The organism is Streptomyces sp. CA-250714 (assembly GCF_050936705.1).
Lineage (GTDB): Bacteria > Actinomycetota > Actinomycetes > Streptomycetales > Streptomycetaceae > Streptomyces.
The window spans coordinates 327733-344148 of the sequence record NZ_JBNJMI010000001.1 but is presented as its reverse complement, the minus strand read 5'-3'; the positions used below and the strand labels follow the sequence as shown (position 1 = coordinate 344148).

Genomic DNA, 16416 nt, shown 5'->3' with positions numbered 1-16416 from the left:
GATGCTGGCGCCCGGCAGGGAGGGCGGCCATGGTTCAGGCCCTCGCCGAAACGCTGGCACAACACCGACGGGGAGCGTAGTGATCCGGATCCACTGCACCACCGCCGACCTCGCCCGTGTCCGGTTCGCGACTCGGCCGGCTCCGCTGCAGGAGCTCAACCTGGCCATGAGCACCTTGTGCGGTCGTGACGACGCCGTGCTCTTCGACCGCTGGAGACGACGGCTGTTCCGCGCGCTCCCGGCCGCCGCCGAGCCGTTCGCCGACCTGGTCCCCGCAGGCGAAGCGCCCGCGTTCATCGACGTGTTCAGCGACAACGTGAAGGACGGCCTGGACACCGTCCGATCCGCCCGCCCGGATCTGGTCCGTTCCGAGCTCGAGCGCGTCTACGTCGGACATCCGGCCGCGCCCCCGCGGTGGATCCACCGCCTGCACCGAGGCGACACCGACGCCTGGCAGTTCCTGCTCCGGGCGCAGCACACCGCCTTCGAGACGGTGCTGCGCCCCGTATGGTCCGTGATTCAGGACCTGCACCACCAGGAGTTCGTCCGGTACGCCGTTGCCGCGGCCGAAGGCGGAATCGGCGCTGCACTCGCCCGACTCGTCCCCGGCAGCAGACTGCAAGACGGCACGTGGCAGCTGCCAGGGGCCGGATCCCGGGACATCGAGCTCGGTGGCCGAGGCATGGTGCTGCTGCCCACCTTCCACTGGAGGAGGCATCCCCTCGTCGCCGACCTGCCCGACAGCCCGCTGTACGTGACCTACCCGGCGGGCCCCGGCCTGCCGCTCTCGCTGGTCGCCGCCGGCAGCTCGGACGACGCGCTGGCCGCGGTGCTCGGCCGGACTCGACTGGAGACACTGCTCCTCCTCGCGGACGAACACACCACATCCGGACTCGCCCGGCGGCTCCGCGTCAGCAACGCCACTGCCTCCGCCCACGCCGCCGCCCTGCGCGCAGCGGGCCTGATCACCACCACCCGCGCCGGACGGTCCGTACTCCACCACCGCACCGAACTGGGCAGCCTGCTTGTGCAGCAACGCTCGTTGCCGCCCGGCCCGTAGAACTGGGACGAGTCCGGTGCCCCGTCAGGGGCGCGGGGAACTGCGCGACCAGCCACAACGCACCCGCAGCCCGCGGACAACGCACAGGGTCACCCCCTCACCGGAACAACGGAGAGGGCCCGGACTACCAGCGCGGGAAGGAAGGGAGGGCCCAGTCGGCGTCGGCAACCCGCATGGCAGCCGCGTCATCCCGATCCCGCATCGCCCCGTCGTCCTCCAACCAACGCCGATGCAACGCAGCAAGCCTGCCCTGATCGAGCTCGACACCCAGCCCAGGGGCATCGGTGACGTCGAGGCAGCCATCGCGGAAGCTGAGCCGCTCCGCGACGACATCCTCGGCCTGCCAGGGGTAGTGACTGTCGCAGGCGTAATCCAGGTTCGGCACGGTAGCCGCGACATGCGTCATCGCGGCGAGGCTGATGCCCAGGTGGGTGTTGGAGTGCATGGACAGGCCGACGCCGAAGGCCCGGCAGATTGCGGCCAGTTCACGGGTGCTGCGCAGCCCGCCCCAGTAGTGGTGGTCGGAGAGGACGACCTGCACCGCGTCCTGGGTGAACGCCTCGCGGATCTCACCGAACGTGGTCACACACATATTGGTGGCCAGCGGCACTCCGGCCTTCGCGGCGACCTCGGCCATCCGGCCGGTACCGCTGGTCGGATCCTCCAAGTACTCCAGGACGTCGTGCAGTTCCCGCGCCACGTATAGCGAAGTAGGCACGGACCAGGCACCGTTGGGGTCGAGCCGCAGTGGCCGACCCGGGAAGCGCTCCGCCAGGGCGCGGATCGCGGCGATCTCCTGGTCGGGCGGGAAGACACCGCCCTTGAGCTTGAAAGAGGCGAAGCCGAAGGTGTCGGCGAAGCGTTCGGCCTGCGCCACCACACCGGCCGGGTCCAACGCCGCACCCCAGTCGTCGGCCTCGCCGCCCGCACCCTGCGGGTGTCCGGCCCAGCGGTAGAAGAGGTAGGCGCTGTACTCGACGCGGTCGCGCACCTTGCCGCCCAGCAGCGCGTGCACCGGCAGGCCCACCGCTTTCCCCCAGGCGTCCAGACAGGCCACCTCGAAGCCGGAGAGCACCGAAAGACGCAGCTTGTCGGCCGTCTGTACGCCACGCAGCCCGCCGACGTCCACCGAGTTCTCAACCCGGGAGGCGTTCACCGCGACCTCGTCGGCCAGCGCGAAGAGCCCGTTCAGATCCGTGACCCTGCGCCCGGCGAGCATATCCGCGAACGGCCGGGCGAGCTCCAGATACTTGGTGTCGCCGTATGTCTCCCCGACACCCGTCACACCGCCCGCCGTGACCACCTCGATGATCAGACGCGGGGTGTACGGCTGGTGGACGCCCTGGGTGTTCAGCAGCGGCGGGTCGGCCACCAGGATCGGCGTGAGCCGCACCTCGCTGATCGTGAGCTGGCGGGTCTGCGGCGTCAGGGACGGTGCGTGCGTCATCGTGCGGCTCCCATGAGTCAGAAGTGCTTCGAGTACGGCGAGATCGTCCGGCCCCGGCCCGGTGAGCGGGGCGGCCCGCATCGGCCCGACCGGCCGCCCGCGAAGCCGGGCCGCGCCGCCGCCTCCACCAGCGATACCGCACGGCCGGGAACACGGTCGCGCGGCTCGACGAGCAGCACGTTGAAGCAGCGGGCAGCTGCTCCACCGCCGCGTCGTCGCCACTGCGCCGGTCGCTGAAGAAGGCGGTGGCGATGTCGGGGGCGAAGGCGTGCACGAGTACGGCGTGATCCCGATCTCGGCGTACTGCCGGGCCGCTGTCGTTGCCGCAGCGGCCTCGTCGGCCGTCATGCCGTCTCCCCATACAGATGTCGTCTACGTATGGAGACGGAGGTTAGGGATGTGAACAAAGGGCGTCAATAGACCGGACACGGCTGGGCACGCTCCCGTTGGCCGCAACATCGAGCTGCTGGAACTGCCCGCACACGCATCGCGGCGACGATCCGCTCCCTTCGGCCGTCACCGTGATGTGTAAGTCCGCGAGAAGTTCGAAGCGGCGCCGGACCGCCTCCCCCTCACCCGCCGCAGGCTGGTCGAGTCGGACCCACCGGTGGTTCCGCGTACTTCTTCCGATGTTCCTCAGACGCTGCCGGATCACATCAACCCCCTGCCGAGCAAAGGAAGTTGCCCCGAAGGCGCCGGTGCCGTGGCCTTGCGGGGCACCGCATGAAAGGAGAAAGCTTCGGGATGCGGTGTCGACGGCGTTTGAGGGGGAGAGGGCCATGTCGGAGGCGGGGCAGGACCGTTCGGCGGAGCGCGGTGATCTCGAGTTCGCTGCCCACCAAGCCGACGCCGCGGAGATCCGCCGGCAACCAGGTGATCGGCGGGCAGCACGACACCGTCGTACAGGCCGGGTCGATCGCGGGAGACGTGCACGTCCATGCGCCCGGCAACGACGAGGGCAAGGCCATCGAGAACCCGGTCATCGCCACGGTGAGGGCCCCCGGCGGAGCGGTGGTGGACACGGACCCGCCAAGAGTCATGGCTCGTGGCGGACACGGTCATTTCGTCACCCTGGAGGCGCGTCCGACGACGCGTGCGGTGGTCCTGCGTGCACTACGGCCGGTGATCATCTCCCGCCGTCCGGCCCGGAAGGCGTGCCTGGGCAGAACGACGGTCCCCCCGCCCGGGCCGCTCGGCCCCGTGTGTGCGGCACCTATGCGGGTGTGGGGGTTCAGCACCGACCTCGACGCGTATCCGCTCCGGCTGACTCCGCTGCCAGGGGACCCCGACTTCCCGTTCAGCATCAGCGCCACCGATGTCGAAGAGTTCTGCGTCACGCCGACCGCGCGGACCGAGGACGAGATCAGCTGGCAGCTCGAACTCGACTGGACCTGCGCCGGGCGCCGGGGCACCACGGTCGTCGACAACGACGGACAACCTTTCGAGCTCTGGCCCGGCGCCCGCCCCTCTTCGGACCTGGACTGGGGCTGCGGAGGCGAGCACCGTCCCGGGTGCCCGGCTCAGCGGCTCGCGGCGCAGGCCGGTCAAGGTGTGGTGGGCTGGTTCTCGCATGCCGAGGACCGAGGCGTGATCTTCCCTGACAACGAAGGCTCGTACATGTACTTCGCGGGCTCGGTGGCGGCCGGATTCCGGGCCCCTCTACGCGGCGGACAACGCGTCTCCTTCGACGCCCGCCTCACCCCGACCGGGCTGGAGGTCACCGCCCTCCGCCCCCGGTAGCCGACGGAGCCCCGCGTCCTGCCCCGTCTCTGCGAGCCGCCATTGCCGCAGCTGACGGTGCCGACCGGCCGAGCGGGCGGACAGGCTCCCGCGCGCCGTGGTCCGCTACTCCCGCGCGCCGTGGTCCGCTACTCCCGCGCGGCGTGGTCCGCTACTCGCCCGCCGGCTCCATGGCCGGTACGGCGGCGGCCCCTTCGCGTACTGCGAGTTCGGCGAGGGCTCGTGGCGCCTCCACCTGTCCTCGCATCCCCGGGAACGCGTTGACGTCCACGATCAGGGGGACTCCGCCGCCGACGTCGAGGATGTCGAGGCCGTACACCTCCAGATGGAAGACCGCGCCGACTTGGCGTGCCAGGTCGCGCCACTCGTCGGGAAGTTCGCCCGGAGCGAGCGGCACGGTAGGGCTGTGCTCCGCGTCGGCCAGCTCCGAGCGACGCAATCCCGCGAAGAGCTGCCCGGAAATGACCCATATCTTGTGATCCCAGCCGTCGTTCGCCGTGAACGGCTGTACGACGACCGGTTCGGCGGCCCACGTGGCGTTCAAGGTACACAGGTGCTCCGGGGTTTCGACGCGGGCGACGAGGTCGCCACGCCGGCTGTGCCGGCTCTTGACGACGACGGGATGGTCGAGGCGCTCCGTGGCCAGTTGCCGCAGCGCGCTCACCGTGCGGGTCCGCGCGAACGGCAGCCCGGCCCGGTGCGCCAGCTCGGCCATCCGTGTGCGGTCCTGACAGAGTTCGGTAGCCGCGGCCGAGTTCACCACCACCGCACCTCGCTGCTCCAGGGAACGAGCCAGGGCGAGTGCGCGCGGCGTACGGGCTTTGAGGAGATAGACATCGGCGAGCGGGACGCAACCGGCGGCGGCTTCCGGGTCGACTGCCTCGACTTGGTGGTACGGCCTGAGCAGGGCCGCCGTCCCGGAGAGGAGGGGGTGGTCGGGCCTTGAACTGATCAGACCGATCCTCATCGGGCGTCACCGACTGCCGCTGGAACCTGCGCCGGGAGATGTGCCGCCCCGGCCATGCTCCCGGACGCGGACGCGGATGCGGACGCCGGCGCAGACGCGGATCCGGGCAGGGCCGCGAGTGACGTCGGCCGCTCGGTTCTCCCGGCATGAGCCAGGGCAAGGATCGCTCGCGCCACCCGTGCTGTCGCATCGGGCACCTGACGAAAGCTCGGGAAGTCGTTCACATCGACGACCACCGGGCCGTCCGGTCCCAAGAGGACATCCACGCCGTACAGATCGAGCCCGTAGACACTCCCGGCCTCGGCCACGAGACCGGCCACCTCCGCGCTGAGCGGCACCCGCTGTTCGCGGGCCGACAGCTCGGGGTGCAGGGGTGAGGCGCGTTGGGTGGCGAACAGCTCGCCGCCGACGCTGTACACCTTCAGGTCCACGCCGGAATTGGGCACGTACGGCTGGGCCAGCAGCACTCCCTCCCCGGCCAGTTCACCGCGCAGATACGGCAGCGCCTCCGGCGAAGGCACCAGGCGTACGGCCCGTCCCGCGCTTCCGTCGGCCGGCTTGACCACGAGCGGGAACTCCGCGTCGGGTATTTCCGCCAACGCCTCCGGACGTGCCGCCGCGTAGGTGACGGGCACGGGCAGGCCCCGGCTGCGGCCCACGGCCGCCGCGCGAGCCTTGTCCCGGACACCACGGATCGCCCGGGCGTCGTTGATCGTGGCCAACCCGACCGAGGCCGCCGATTCGAGCAGGGCCAGCCCTGGGCCGTCGGAGACCGTCTTGAGGACCCAGGCGTCGTGGCTGCCCGCCTGGATGTCCTCCGAGACCCGTACCAGCGAGCTGCCGGGCCGCAGCACGTCCACCCGGTGTCCCCAGGCTCTGAGCTGGCGAATGACCTCAACGGGCATCCCGTCGTGACGGTACTGCTCCTCCACCAGAAAACAGAGCCTCATCGGTTTCCGCCCCTCTGCCTGACCCCGAACGCCCGGAAAGCTGTCCGGCATGCTGCTGACATCCGAACTGCATGATCCAACCCATCGCCTGGCGGCCCGTCACCGCCCCGGAGGCGGGGCCGTGCCGGCACCCTGGCGATGGTCCCGGTTCTTCGGCCGCTCCGGAGTGCTTCGGCAGCGGACCGCGGACGCGGGGAGGGAGCAGAGGTTACGCGTGTACGTGTGCCCGTCAGTGTGCTGCCGCCAGTACTTCGCGGGCCAGGCGGACCAGTGCGGGGATCGCCGGGTGGGTGGGAATGTCGCGGTGCCACGCAAGGAACAGCGGCACCGGAGGGGCGTCCGTCAGCGGGCGGTAGACGATCGCGGGGTGCGTGTGCAGGCCGGGTGTCGCGGATGTGCTGATGCCCACGGCCCGGCCTGCGGCGATGGTGGTCAGCCACTCGTCCGTGTTGATCACTTCGATCGTCGTCCTGGGCCGCGCTGCAGCGGGCCAAAGGTCCAGGGTGGTGGTGCCCGCGACGGTGTTGAGGGCGATCGGCCACGGCGCGAGGTCTGCGAGCGTAAGGGTGCTGCGGTTCGCCAGGTCGCAGCCCTCGGGGAGCACCGCCACCCGGTCTTCCTCCGCGAGCAACTCGGTGGCCATTCCCCGCACCGGCAGCTGTCCGCGCAGCAGCGCGGCGTCGACTCTGCCCTGGGCGAGCCCGGCCGTCCGGTCGTCGACGCGGCGCAGTTCGAGCGGCACATCGGGGTGCTCCTGGTCCCAGCGGCGCAGCAGCGGAACGGTTTGGCTGCCGAGCGCGGCCCAGGGGTGGCCGAGACGCAGCGGCAGAGTCGTCAGCGAACGGGGATCCAGCGCTGTGTCCACGGCGGCGAGCGCGGCGGCGGCCTTGTCGCGGAAGGTGCGGCCTGCCGCTGTCAGCTCCAGGTGATGTGTGGAGCGGTCGACCAGCCGCACCCCGAGATGGGTTTCGAGCTGACGCAGCGTACGGGAGAGGGCGGGCTGGCCGGTGTGCAGCCGTGCTGCGGCGCGGGTGATGGTGCCTTCCTCGGCGATGGCGAGGAAGGCCCGCAGATGGCGCAGCTCCATAGTCATGCCCGAAAAGCATAACGGCAGGATGTTCGGCATTTCACACGCCGAGGACAGGTCCGTAGCGTGAGGGCATGACAAACGTGAGTTCCGGGGAGCAGACCCCGGGTGCCGGGTCCGCGACGGTAGGGAGCTCAGCCGCGGCCGGTCGTCTCCCTTCCGGTACCGCGCCTGCCGGTGTGGGCAGCTTCGGCGGTATCGGGCTGGTGCTGGCCGGCGCCTTCTCGGTGCAGTTCGGGTCCGCTGTCGCTGCTCTGCTCTTCCCCTACGCCGGAGCGCTGGGTGTGGTGGCGCTGCGGGTGACGATCGCGGCCGTGCTGCTGCTGGCCGTCTGCCGCCCCCGGCTCCGCGGCCACAGCCGCTCCGACTGGGCGGTGGTGGTCGCCTTCGGACTGGCGCTCGGCGGCATGAACATCCTCTTCTACCAGGCCGTCGACCGGATCCCGCTGGGCCCGGCGGTGACCTTGGAGGTACTCGGCCCGCTCCTGCTGTCCGTCGTCGCCGCGCGCCGGGCGATGAGTCTGGTGTGGGCCGGACTCGCGTTCGCCGGGGTCCTCCTGCTGGGGCAGGGCGGCTTCGACGCGCTAAGCCCCGCGGGCGCCGGATTCGCGCTGGGGGCAGGGGCGATGTGGGCGGCCTACATCGTCTTCAACTCCCGGACAGGAGCCCGCTTTCCCCGGCTGGACGGGCTGGCCCTGGCGATGGCCGTGGCCGCCCTCGTGAGCCTGCCGCTGGGTGTCGGCGCGGCGGGCAGCACGCTGCTCGAGCCGAAGGTGCTGGGGCTCGGGCTGGCCGTGGCGCTGCTGTCGTCCGGAGTGCCGTACACGCTGGAACTGCTGGCCCTGCGACGGCTGCCGGCGGCGACTTTCGCGGTGCTGATGAGCCTGGCTCCGGCCATCGCGGCGCTGGCCGGGTTCCTGGTACTGGGGCAGACGCTGTCGGCCGTGCAGTGCCTGGCGATTGCCCTGGTGGTGGGGGCGAGCGCGGGCGCCGTACGCACCGGAAGAGCGAGCCGGAACTGACGGGGCGCCCCAGGCGCGGGGCAACACACCCGCACCCCGCGGACGTCGGGCAGGGGCACCAACTCACCGGCAGGTCAAGATCCTCTAGAGTGCTCTCGATTTCGTACGTTGATCGGAGCACGACATGCCGCGCCTCGCCCTCACCCTCTCCGCTGTCGCAGCCGCAGCCCTCGCACTCTCGGGGTGTGCGCAGGACTTCGACCAGGGCCCCAAGGGGCGGGTCACCGAAAAGGCCAAGGACGGGAAGAAGTTCTACCTCGTGGTCGACCCGGCCAAGGGAGGCGGACCGCAGAAGTTCCGGGTCAGCAAGTACGACTACCACGACTGCAATCGGGGCGCGAAGTACCCCAAGTGTGTTGACGACTAGGGCCGCGGGTCTTGGCCGGCCCTCGCTGTTGTTCCGGTGAGGGTGCCCCTGACCGTCGCTTGCGGGCTGCGGGTTGTTTGTGGCTCGGGGAGGGGGGACCTCCCGGCCGGAGGCTGGGGGAGCAGTTCCCCGCGCCCCTTCGGGGCGCGTCCCCCTGCTGTGCTTGGGTAATCTGCTCCCCGTCGACCGTCGTCGGGCCCGCGGGATGCCGGGTGGCCGCGCGCGCCATACGCTCGCCATATGTCCGATTTCATCTCTGCAGGCGCGTCAGCGGAGGACCTTCCCGCACCGGCCGAGGGCCTGCTGCTCACGCACTTCCTCACAGTCGGCGACGTCCCCCGGTCGCGGGCGTTCTACGCGGATGTGCTGGGCGGGCAGGTGGTCCTGGACGAGAACCCCTGCATCATCAAGGTCGCCAACAGCTGGATCATCATGAACCCCGGTGGCGGGCCCACCGACGACAAACCCGATGTCCTCCTGCGCACACCGGAGGACCCCCATACCGTCTCCAGCTTCCTGAACGTACGGGTGGCGAACATCCACGAGTTCTACGCGGCGGCCCGCGACAGGGGAGCCGAGTTCCTCACCCCGCCCATCGACCGGCGCGCCGAGCTGCGCTGCTACATGCGCGACCCGGACGGCTACCTCATCGAAGTAGGACAGGCCACGGGCCTACTGGAGGGCATCCTGGCGCGCACCGGCACCGAACCTGACCGCTGAACGGCGCCTCACCAGAGAGGTATCCCTCACATCCGGCGCGGCATGGTGGCCCGCTTGGTGCATGGGCCCCGGGCTTGCTCGGTCAATGCAGCGTTACGCTGGGTGATGCTTCGGGTGGCGTCTGATGGCGGTCGGGGGGATGCTCAGGGGAGGGGGTCTTGTTCGCTGCGGTGAAAGGGCGCGCAATGCCGATCTGCACGACGCGAGACGGTGTCGAGATCTTCTACAAGGACTGGGGGCGTGGCCGTCCCGTGCTGTTCAGCCACGGCTGGCCGCTCAACGGTGACGCGTGGCAGGACCAGCTGAAGGCGGTCGCTGACGCCGGATACCGCGGGATCGCGCACGACCGACGCGGTCACGGCCGTTCGACGCCGGTGTACGACGGTTACGACTTCGACACCTTCGCCGACGACCTGAACGACCTGATCACGAGTCTCGACCTGCGGGACGTGACGCTCGTGGCGCACTCGATGGGCGGTGGCGAACTCGCCCGCTACATCGGCCGCCACGGCACCGGGCGGATCCGCTCCGCCGTCCTGCTGTCCGCGATCCCGCCGCTGATGCTGCAGGGTCCGGACAACCCGGAGGGTGTCCCGCAGTCCGTCTTCGACGACCTCAAGGCGGGCATCATCGAGGAGCGTTCGCAGTTCTGGAAGGACACCGCGGTCGGCTTCTTCTCCGCCAACCGTGACGGCAGCAAGGCCACCCAGGGCAACAAGGACGCCTTCTGGTACATGGCCATGGCGCAGACCATCGAGGGCGGTGTCGACTGTGTCGACGCGTTCGGTACGACGGACTTCCATGAGGACCTCAAGAAGTTCGACGTCCCAACACTCATCGTGCACGGCGACGACGACCAGGTGGTGCCGATCGACGCCACAGGGCGCAAGTCCGCCGACCTCATCGCGGACGCCGAGCTGAAGGTCTATGAAGGTGGTTCGCACGGCATCGCCCTGGTGCCAGGTGACAAAGAGCGCTTCAACAAGGACCTTCTGGAGTTTCTCGAGAAGTGACCTGCGTGTGCGCCGTCCGACACGGTCGCGGCGCATGGAGTCGGCCTGTTCGAGGTCGGCGACGATGCTCTGGACGGGAACCGCCGGGCAAGCGGATCACCACGTCGTGCAGCTCGCCGATGCCCCGGGCGGCGCCCTCCGGGCGAATCAGCGGGACGGTGTCGGCGACCAGACGCCCGCAGCGGTTCCGTCGCGGACGTGCTGCTCGTAGGCGAGGACCTTGTTGTGAATGACCTCCAGGTCTGCGTTCAGCTCGGAGATCTTGGCGCGCACGGCCTGTTCGTGCTCCCGTAGCAGCGCGAGGCGGTCCGCTTCATTGCCCGGGCCCGACCGGACGAGCCGGGCGAACTCCTTCAGCATGGCGATGGGCATGCCCGAGGCGCGGAGCCGGTTGCACAGCAGCAGCCACTCCACGTCTGCGCGTTCGTAAACCCGCCGTCCGCCGCTGGAACGGGGGATCGGGCGGAGGAAGAGGCCCTCGCGTTCGAAGAACCGCAGGGCGTGCACGCTGAGTCCGGTCGCTTCGGCGACCTCCCCGATCGACAGCTCACCGGCCTGTTTGCTCATGCACCGACAGTACCTTGACCTGGAGCGCAGTCTAGAAACTAGCGTCCCGGGCATGACATCACAGCAACACAAGTCCGGCACCGGATTCGGCGCACACAGCACGGCGGACGACGTCCTCGCGGGGGTCGACCTGTCCGGCAGGACCGCCCTGGTCACCGGCGGCTACTCCGGTCTCGGGCTGGAGACCACGCGGGCCCTCGTCCGGGCGGGAGCACACGTGATCGTCCCCGCGCGCAGGCCCGCCGCGGCGGAGGAGGCGCTGCGCGGCGTGCCCCGGGCGGAGGTGCAGGAACTCGACCTGGCGGATCTGGAAAGCGTCCGGGCGTTCTCGTCCGGCTTCCTGGACACCGGCCGTACCCTCGATCTCCTCATCAACGGCGCCGGCATCATGGCCTGTCCGGAGACCCGCGTCGGTCCCGGCTGGGAGGCGCACTTCGCGATCAACCACCTCGGCCACTTCGCTCTCGTCAACCGCCTTCGCCCGGCACTGACGGAAGGAGCCCGGGTGGTCTCGGTGGCCTCGTCCGGCCACTTCCTCTCCGACGTACGCTGGCACGACCTCCACTTCCGTGACGGCTACGACCGTTGGCCGGCCTACGCGCAGTCCAAGACCGCGAACGCGCTCTTCGCCGTACATCTCGACAAGCTCGGTGCCGACAGCGGGCTGCACGCCTTCGCGGTCCACCCGGGCAGCATCCTGACGCCACTGCAACGGCACATCCCCTACGACGAGCAGCGGGCCCAGGGCTGGATCACCCCGGACGGCACACCGGCAGCCGGATTCAAGACGCCGGCGCAGGGCGCGGCGACGGCCGTATGGGCGGCGACCTCACCGCTGCTCGACGGCCACGGTGGGGCGTACTGCCAGGACTGCGCCATTGCCGAACCCGCCCGCACCGACGACATGCTCGTCGGCGGTGTCAAGCCCTGGGCCGTCGACCCCGACGCGGCATCCCGGCTCTGGCAACTCTCCAGCGAACTCACCGATCTGGATCTGTTCTCCTGACCGCAGGCCGCTTCGCATACTGATCCGCATGGCCACCTACGACACGCTGGGCGCCACATACGCCCGAACGCGGAAGCCCGACCCGAGGATCGCCGCGCGGATCCACAGAGCACTCGGAGACGCCACGGACGTGATCAACATCGGCGCCGGCACCGGCTCGTACGAACCGTCGCGGACGGTGCTCGCTGTCGAACCCAGCCAGGTCATGCTCGCCCAGCGGCCGGCGGGATCCGCACCCGCCGTGCAGGCGGTCGCGGAGCACCTTCCACTGCGGGACAACGCCGCCGACGCGGTGATGGCACTGCTGACCATCCATCACTGGTCCGACCTGGCCGCCGGAATCAGTGAGCTGCGCCGGGTCGCCCGCCGCCGCATCGTCGTCCTGACATGGGATCAGCAGCTCTTCCGCGAGCGGTTCTGGCTCGTACGGGACTACCTGCCGGAAGCGGCCGCGTTCGACGACACCCGCGCCGTCCCGACGGATCAACTGGCCGACCTGCTCGGCGGTGCGCGGCAGGAACCGGTCCCGGTCCCGCACGACTGCACCGACGGATTCGGCGCCGCGTACTGGCGCCGCCCCCGCGCGTACCTCGACCCCGAGGTACGCGCGGGGATCTCCATGCTCAGCCAGTCCGGCGAAGACGTCATCGCGCCCGGCCTGACCCGGCTCGCGGACGACCTGACGACCGGCCATGGGGGTACCTCCCTGCTCGAAGAGCTTGGGGGAACACCCGCCACGCCGAGATGCTCAGGCTGGAAGAAGCCGACCTCGGTTACCGGCTGCTGGTGACCGACCTTTGACCCCACGCAGCCGACAGCCCCTCACGGCGAGGAGACGGCCATCGCGTGGACGCCGAGTACGACAGCGACGACAAGGCACGCGGCAGCGAGGCCGGCGGCCGTACGCTGCACCGCGGGACGCCGTCGCGGCAGTACGAGACTCAAAACCGTACCGCTCCACGCGCCGGCCACCGTCCACGGAAGCCACGTCTCGGCCCGCTCGTTCACCCGGTAACAGTGCTCGGCCCGCGGTCCGGCTTCGCCGAAGTGGAAGAGGCAGTCGCTCCCGAAATTCTCGGTCCCCAGCCCCACGAATCCCCACCATGCGGTGACGAGAACGGCAGCCAGCAGCGCGCCGCCACGGATCAAGCAGCTTCCTCGGTCATCCGACGCAGCAGACACGCCCATATCCGATCCCCCTGGCGACGAACTGTCCCGCTGACAGTACCGGTCAGGCATGCGCCGGTTGCCAGGTCAGGCCGTTCGAGGCGGTTCCGCGGGCCGTCCGCCGAGCGGCGCGGAGCCTCCCGCCCAGCCGCCACGAGGTGGCGGGCGGCGGGCGTTCCACCCCGGGGCCCTTTCGGGCCGGGGAAGCGCGTCACATTCTGCTCGTGCATCACGCCTACCCCTCAAGTACCCCTGGCCGATAGCCTGTTCGGCCTGCCGCTACTGTCGTGCTCGGGAGGCTGAGGGCCAGTGATCGTGCTCGGTTACAACGGATTCACCAGGGGTGCGGAGCTTTTCGGACGTCTCTTCGGGGCGACCGGTGTCGGCCGTAACCTCCTGGTGGGGCACGACGCCGCGGCAGCTCTGGTGATCGACGGCGAGCTCGTCGCGGCGGTCGAGGAGGAGAGGCTGAGCCGGGTCAAGAAGACCTCCGATTTCCCGGAGCACGCGATCAAGTGGTGCCTGAACTCCGCGGGTGTCGACCTCGACCAGGTGGATGTCTTCGCTTTCCCATGGCGCTTCTCGGAGGTCGTGGGCGAGGAGATGATCGCGCAGATATGCGACAGCGATCTGCCGGTCACGGCGAAGTTCGACTCCCTGCGGCGCACGGGCGAGCTCTACACCGACATGCTCAGCCGTGACGCGGTGTACAGCGACTTCGTCCAGCGCACCGGCTACGAGCTGGACCCCAACAAGCTCGCGCTGGTGCCCCACCACCTGGCCCATCTGATGTGCGGCGCCTACCTGGCGGGCGGGGACGACGCCGCGTTCCTGGTGAGCGACGGCCGGGCGGAGACCCTGTCCTCCGTCATGGGCGAGCTGCGGAACGGCGTGGTTCGGCTTTTCGACGAGAGCACCGTCGACATGGCCAACTCGCTCGGGGTGGCCTACGGGAGGATCACCCGCTATCTGGGCTTCGTTCCCAACAACGACGAGTACAAGGTGATGGGCCTCGCCGCGTACGCCCCGCCGCCGCAGCACAACCCCCTGCTCGAACGCGTCGTGCGGCTGCACGAGAACGGCTCGTACACCATCTCCATCCCTCCGGACCCGGAGTCCTACTACGCGCTGTTCGACAGCCTGTTCGGCGGCGACAGCAAGAAGCGCGAGGAGTTCGACTTCCGGGTCAGGGTCGCCGGACTGGCACAGCACATGGTCGAGGCTGTCACCGCTCACCAGCTCCGGACGCTGACCGCGGCCTCCAGCCTGGACACCCTGCTCTTCGAGGGCGGACTGGCGCTCAACTGCGTGGCGAACACCAAGATGCTGGAGAGGTCGTCGTTCACCGGCATGGAGGTCAGCTTCGGGGCCAGCGACCCCGGTGTCGCCATCGGCGCCGCCGTGTACACCGCCGGTCTCCGGAACCGGCCCGCCGACGCGGTCACCACTCCCTACCTGGGGCCCTCGTACGACGACGGTCAAGTGCTGGACACCTTGGCGGAGTACGCGGACCGCGTCGAGTGGCAGGAGGAGCCCGACGCGGCTGCGGTTGCCGAGAGGACGGCGGAGCTGCTGGCAGAGAAGAATGTCGTGGGCTGGTTCCAGGGCCGCGCCGAGTTCGGACCACGCGCCCTGGGGAACCGCAGCATCCTCGCCAACCCGGCCTTCCCCGACATCAAGGACATCATCAACCTCCGTGTGAAACATCGGGAGCCCTTCCGTCCGTTCGCGCCCGTTGTCCTCGAATCCGAGGCTCCACGTGTCTTCGAGATGGGGAAGAAGACCTCGTCCCCCTATATGACGTTCGTCTTCCCGGTGCGGAAGGAGTACCGGGAGCGGATCCCCGGCGCCTGTCACGTGGACGGCACCGCCCGGATCCAGACTGTCGACGAGGGACGGAACCCCGCCCTGGCAGAGCTGTTGCGCGCCTTCACGGCGCGGACGGATGTGCCCTGTCTGCTCAACACGTCCTTCAATGTGGCCGGCGAGCCCATCGTCTGCTCGCCGCGGGACGCGCTGGAGTGCTTCCTTGCCACGGAGATCGACTACCTGGTCATGGACCGGTTCGTGGTCACCAAGAAGGGCGGCTGAGCCGACGCCCAACGGGCTCCGCCGCGGCCCGACAGGGCGCGGGTGGGAGGGCCGGGGGACGCTCTCAGGTGTGGCTGAAAAATGAGGTAAGGTTCGCCTAAGTAACGTCCCCTGAGCTCCGGAGCACTTGATGTCGATACGCCCGAGCGGCAGCAGAAAGCGTGCTGTCACAGCCGTCGCTCTCTCCCTTGCCGCCGCGCTGACCCTGTCGGCCTGCGGCTCGTCCGACGGCGACTCAGGCGGCGGAAAGGGCAGTGCGAAGGAGAAGGTGGCGCAGGGCGGCGAGGACTTCGCCGGCGCCGCCAAGAAGACGGCCTCGTTCGGTACGGACGCCAAGCCGGGCGAGTTCCCGCGTACCGTCACCCACGCCATGGGCAAGACGGAGCTCAAGAAGCAGCCCAAGCGTGTGGTCGTGCTGGACGTCGGCGAATTCGACAACGCCGTCTCGCTCGGCTTCAAGCCCGTCGGCCTCGCTCCCACCGAGGGCGACAACGGGATCCCCAGCTACCTCAAGAAGAAGGCGGGCCACCCGAAGAACGTCGGCACCATCAACAACCTCAACCTCGAGGCCATCGCCAAGCTCAAGCCCGATCTGATCCTCGGCAGTCAGCTCCGTGCCGCCGACAAGTACAAGCAACTGGCGGCCATCGCGCCGACGGTCTTCTCCATCCGCCCCGGCTTCACCTGGAAGGAGAACTTCCTCCTGAACGCCGCGGCTCTCGACCGTACGAAGCAGGCGAAGGCCCAGCTCGGCGCGTACGAGAAGAAGGCGAAGAAGCTCGGCGACGATCTGGGGGACGACAAGCCCACCGTCTCGATGGTCCGCTATATGCCGGGCATGATCCGGCTGTACGCGAAGGCGTCGTTCATCGGCACCATCCTCCAGGACGTCGGCGTGCCCCGGCCCAAGAACCAGCAGGTCAATGATCTCGCCACAGAGATCAGCTCCGAGCGGATGGACGAGGCCGACGCGGACTGGATCTTCACCGGTTCCTACGGCGACCCGAAGGCGACGGACCGCGCCAAGGCGCAGGACAGCCCGCTGTGGAAGAACCTGCGCGCCGTCAAGGACGGGCACGCGAAGGATGTGAACGACGAGACCTGGTATCTGGGGCTTGGTGTGACCGCTGCCAATGTTGTTCTCGACGACCTGCGTAATTACCTCGCCAAGTAGCGGTTGAGGGAGTGCCCCTGTCTGGCGTTTGCGGGGCG

At 69.5% G+C, this 16416-nt stretch carries 16 protein-coding genes; 10 read left to right on the top strand and 6 right to left on the bottom strand.

Annotation, left to right across the window (positions count from 1 at the left end; translation table 11 throughout):
* Positions 1-79: 79 nt before the first annotated feature.
* On the top strand, positions 80-1060 hold the full coding sequence (locus ACQEU8_RS01740; protein ID WP_433096010.1) for an ArsR family transcriptional regulator: 981 nt from the start codon (positions 80-82) through the stop codon (positions 1058-1060).
* A gap of 124 nt (positions 1061-1184) precedes the next feature.
* Here the strand turns inward: ACQEU8_RS01740 and ACQEU8_RS01735 are convergent, their stop codons facing one another.
* The gene (locus ACQEU8_RS01735; RefSeq protein ID WP_433096008.1) at positions 1185-2507 is read right to left on the bottom strand and encodes a glucarate dehydratase family protein; all 1323 of its coding nucleotides are present in this window, start codon (positions 2505-2507) and stop codon (positions 1185-1187) included.
* Positions 2508-3323: 816 nt separating this feature from the next.
* Between ACQEU8_RS01735 and ACQEU8_RS01730 the strand changes: the two genes are divergently transcribed.
* Positions 3324-4247, top strand: coding sequence for a hypothetical protein (locus tag ACQEU8_RS01730; RefSeq protein ID WP_433096006.1), 924 nt, complete (start codon positions 3324-3326; stop codon positions 4245-4247).
* A 151-nt stretch (positions 4248-4398) separates the two neighbouring features.
* Here ACQEU8_RS01730 and ACQEU8_RS01725 read toward each other — a convergent pair whose 3' ends face one another.
* From ACQEU8_RS01725 to ACQEU8_RS01715, 3 genes are all read right to left on the bottom strand, one after another.
* Positions 4399-5214 carry an ATP-grasp domain-containing protein gene (locus tag ACQEU8_RS01725; protein ID WP_433096004.1) on the bottom strand — a complete coding sequence of 272 codons (816 nt, stop codon included), beginning with the start codon at positions 5212-5214 and terminating at the stop codon, positions 4399-4401.
* Positions 5211-6164 carry an ATP-grasp domain-containing protein gene (locus ACQEU8_RS01720; RefSeq protein WP_433096002.1) on the bottom strand — a complete coding sequence of 318 codons (954 nt, stop codon included), beginning with the start codon at positions 6162-6164 and terminating at the stop codon, positions 5211-5213. Before ACQEU8_RS01720 ends, ACQEU8_RS01725 begins: the two co-directional genes overlap by 4 nt.
* Before the next feature lie 229 nt (positions 6165-6393).
* Entirely contained in the window at positions 6394-7257 is an 864-nt protein-coding gene (locus ACQEU8_RS01715; RefSeq protein WP_433096000.1) for a LysR family transcriptional regulator, read from the bottom strand.
* Between the two features lie 68 nt (positions 7258-7325).
* Between ACQEU8_RS01715 and ACQEU8_RS01710 the strand changes: the two genes are divergently transcribed.
* The 4 genes from ACQEU8_RS01710 (at position 7326) to ACQEU8_RS01695 (ending at position 10373) form a co-directional block, all read left to right on the top strand.
* Complete coding sequence (locus ACQEU8_RS01710) at positions 7326-8273, top strand: EamA family transporter (protein WP_433095998.1); 948 nt, start codon at positions 7326-7328, stop codon at positions 8271-8273.
* A gap of 124 nt (positions 8274-8397) precedes the next feature.
* On the top strand, positions 8398-8640 hold the full coding sequence (locus ACQEU8_RS01705; RefSeq protein ID WP_433095996.1) for a hypothetical protein: 243 nt from the start codon (positions 8398-8400) through the stop codon (positions 8638-8640).
* A 240-nt stretch (positions 8641-8880) separates the two neighbouring features.
* Positions 8881-9360: a VOC family protein gene (locus ACQEU8_RS01700; protein WP_433095994.1), complete on the top strand. Its 480-nt coding sequence runs from the start codon at positions 8881-8883 to the stop codon at positions 9358-9360.
* A 185-nt stretch (positions 9361-9545) separates the two neighbouring features.
* Positions 9546-10373, top strand: a complete 828-nt coding sequence (locus tag ACQEU8_RS01695) for an alpha/beta fold hydrolase (protein WP_433095992.1) — start codon at positions 9546-9548, stop codon at positions 10371-10373.
* Positions 10374-10520: 147 nt separating this feature from the next.
* Here ACQEU8_RS01695 and ACQEU8_RS01690 read toward each other — a convergent pair whose 3' ends face one another.
* The gene (locus ACQEU8_RS01690; protein WP_433095990.1) at positions 10521-10940 is read right to left on the bottom strand and encodes a MerR family transcriptional regulator; all 420 of its coding nucleotides are present in this window, start codon (positions 10938-10940) and stop codon (positions 10521-10523) included.
* A 52-nt stretch (positions 10941-10992) separates the two neighbouring features.
* Here ACQEU8_RS01690 and ACQEU8_RS01685 point away from each other — a divergent pair, with 52 nt between their 5' ends.
* A complete protein-coding gene (locus ACQEU8_RS01685; RefSeq protein WP_433095988.1) occupies positions 10993-11946 on the top strand; it encodes an SDR family NAD(P)-dependent oxidoreductase in 954 nt (317 codons plus the stop codon).
* Between the two features lie 28 nt (positions 11947-11974).
* Positions 11975-12736, top strand: a complete 762-nt coding sequence (locus ACQEU8_RS01680) for a class I SAM-dependent methyltransferase (protein ID WP_433095986.1) — start codon at positions 11975-11977, stop codon at positions 12734-12736.
* A gap of 32 nt (positions 12737-12768) precedes the next feature.
* On the opposite strand, the gene ACQEU8_RS01675 is transcribed toward ACQEU8_RS01680, so the two are convergent.
* The gene (locus ACQEU8_RS01675; protein ID WP_433095984.1) at positions 12769-13095 is read right to left on the bottom strand and encodes a hypothetical protein; all 327 of its coding nucleotides are present in this window, start codon (positions 13093-13095) and stop codon (positions 12769-12771) included.
* Between the two features lie 327 nt (positions 13096-13422).
* Here ACQEU8_RS01675 and ACQEU8_RS01670 point away from each other — a divergent pair, with 327 nt between their 5' ends.
* Together ACQEU8_RS01670 and ACQEU8_RS01665 are read left to right on the top strand one after the other, a co-directional pair.
* Positions 13423-15204, top strand: a complete 1782-nt coding sequence (locus tag ACQEU8_RS01670) for a carbamoyltransferase family protein (protein WP_433095982.1) — start codon at positions 13423-13425, stop codon at positions 15202-15204.
* A gap of 130 nt (positions 15205-15334) precedes the next feature.
* Positions 15335-16378: an ABC transporter substrate-binding protein gene (locus ACQEU8_RS01665; protein ID WP_433095980.1), complete on the top strand. Its 1044-nt coding sequence runs from the start codon at positions 15335-15337 to the stop codon at positions 16376-16378.
* Positions 16379-16416: the final 38 nt, after the last annotated feature.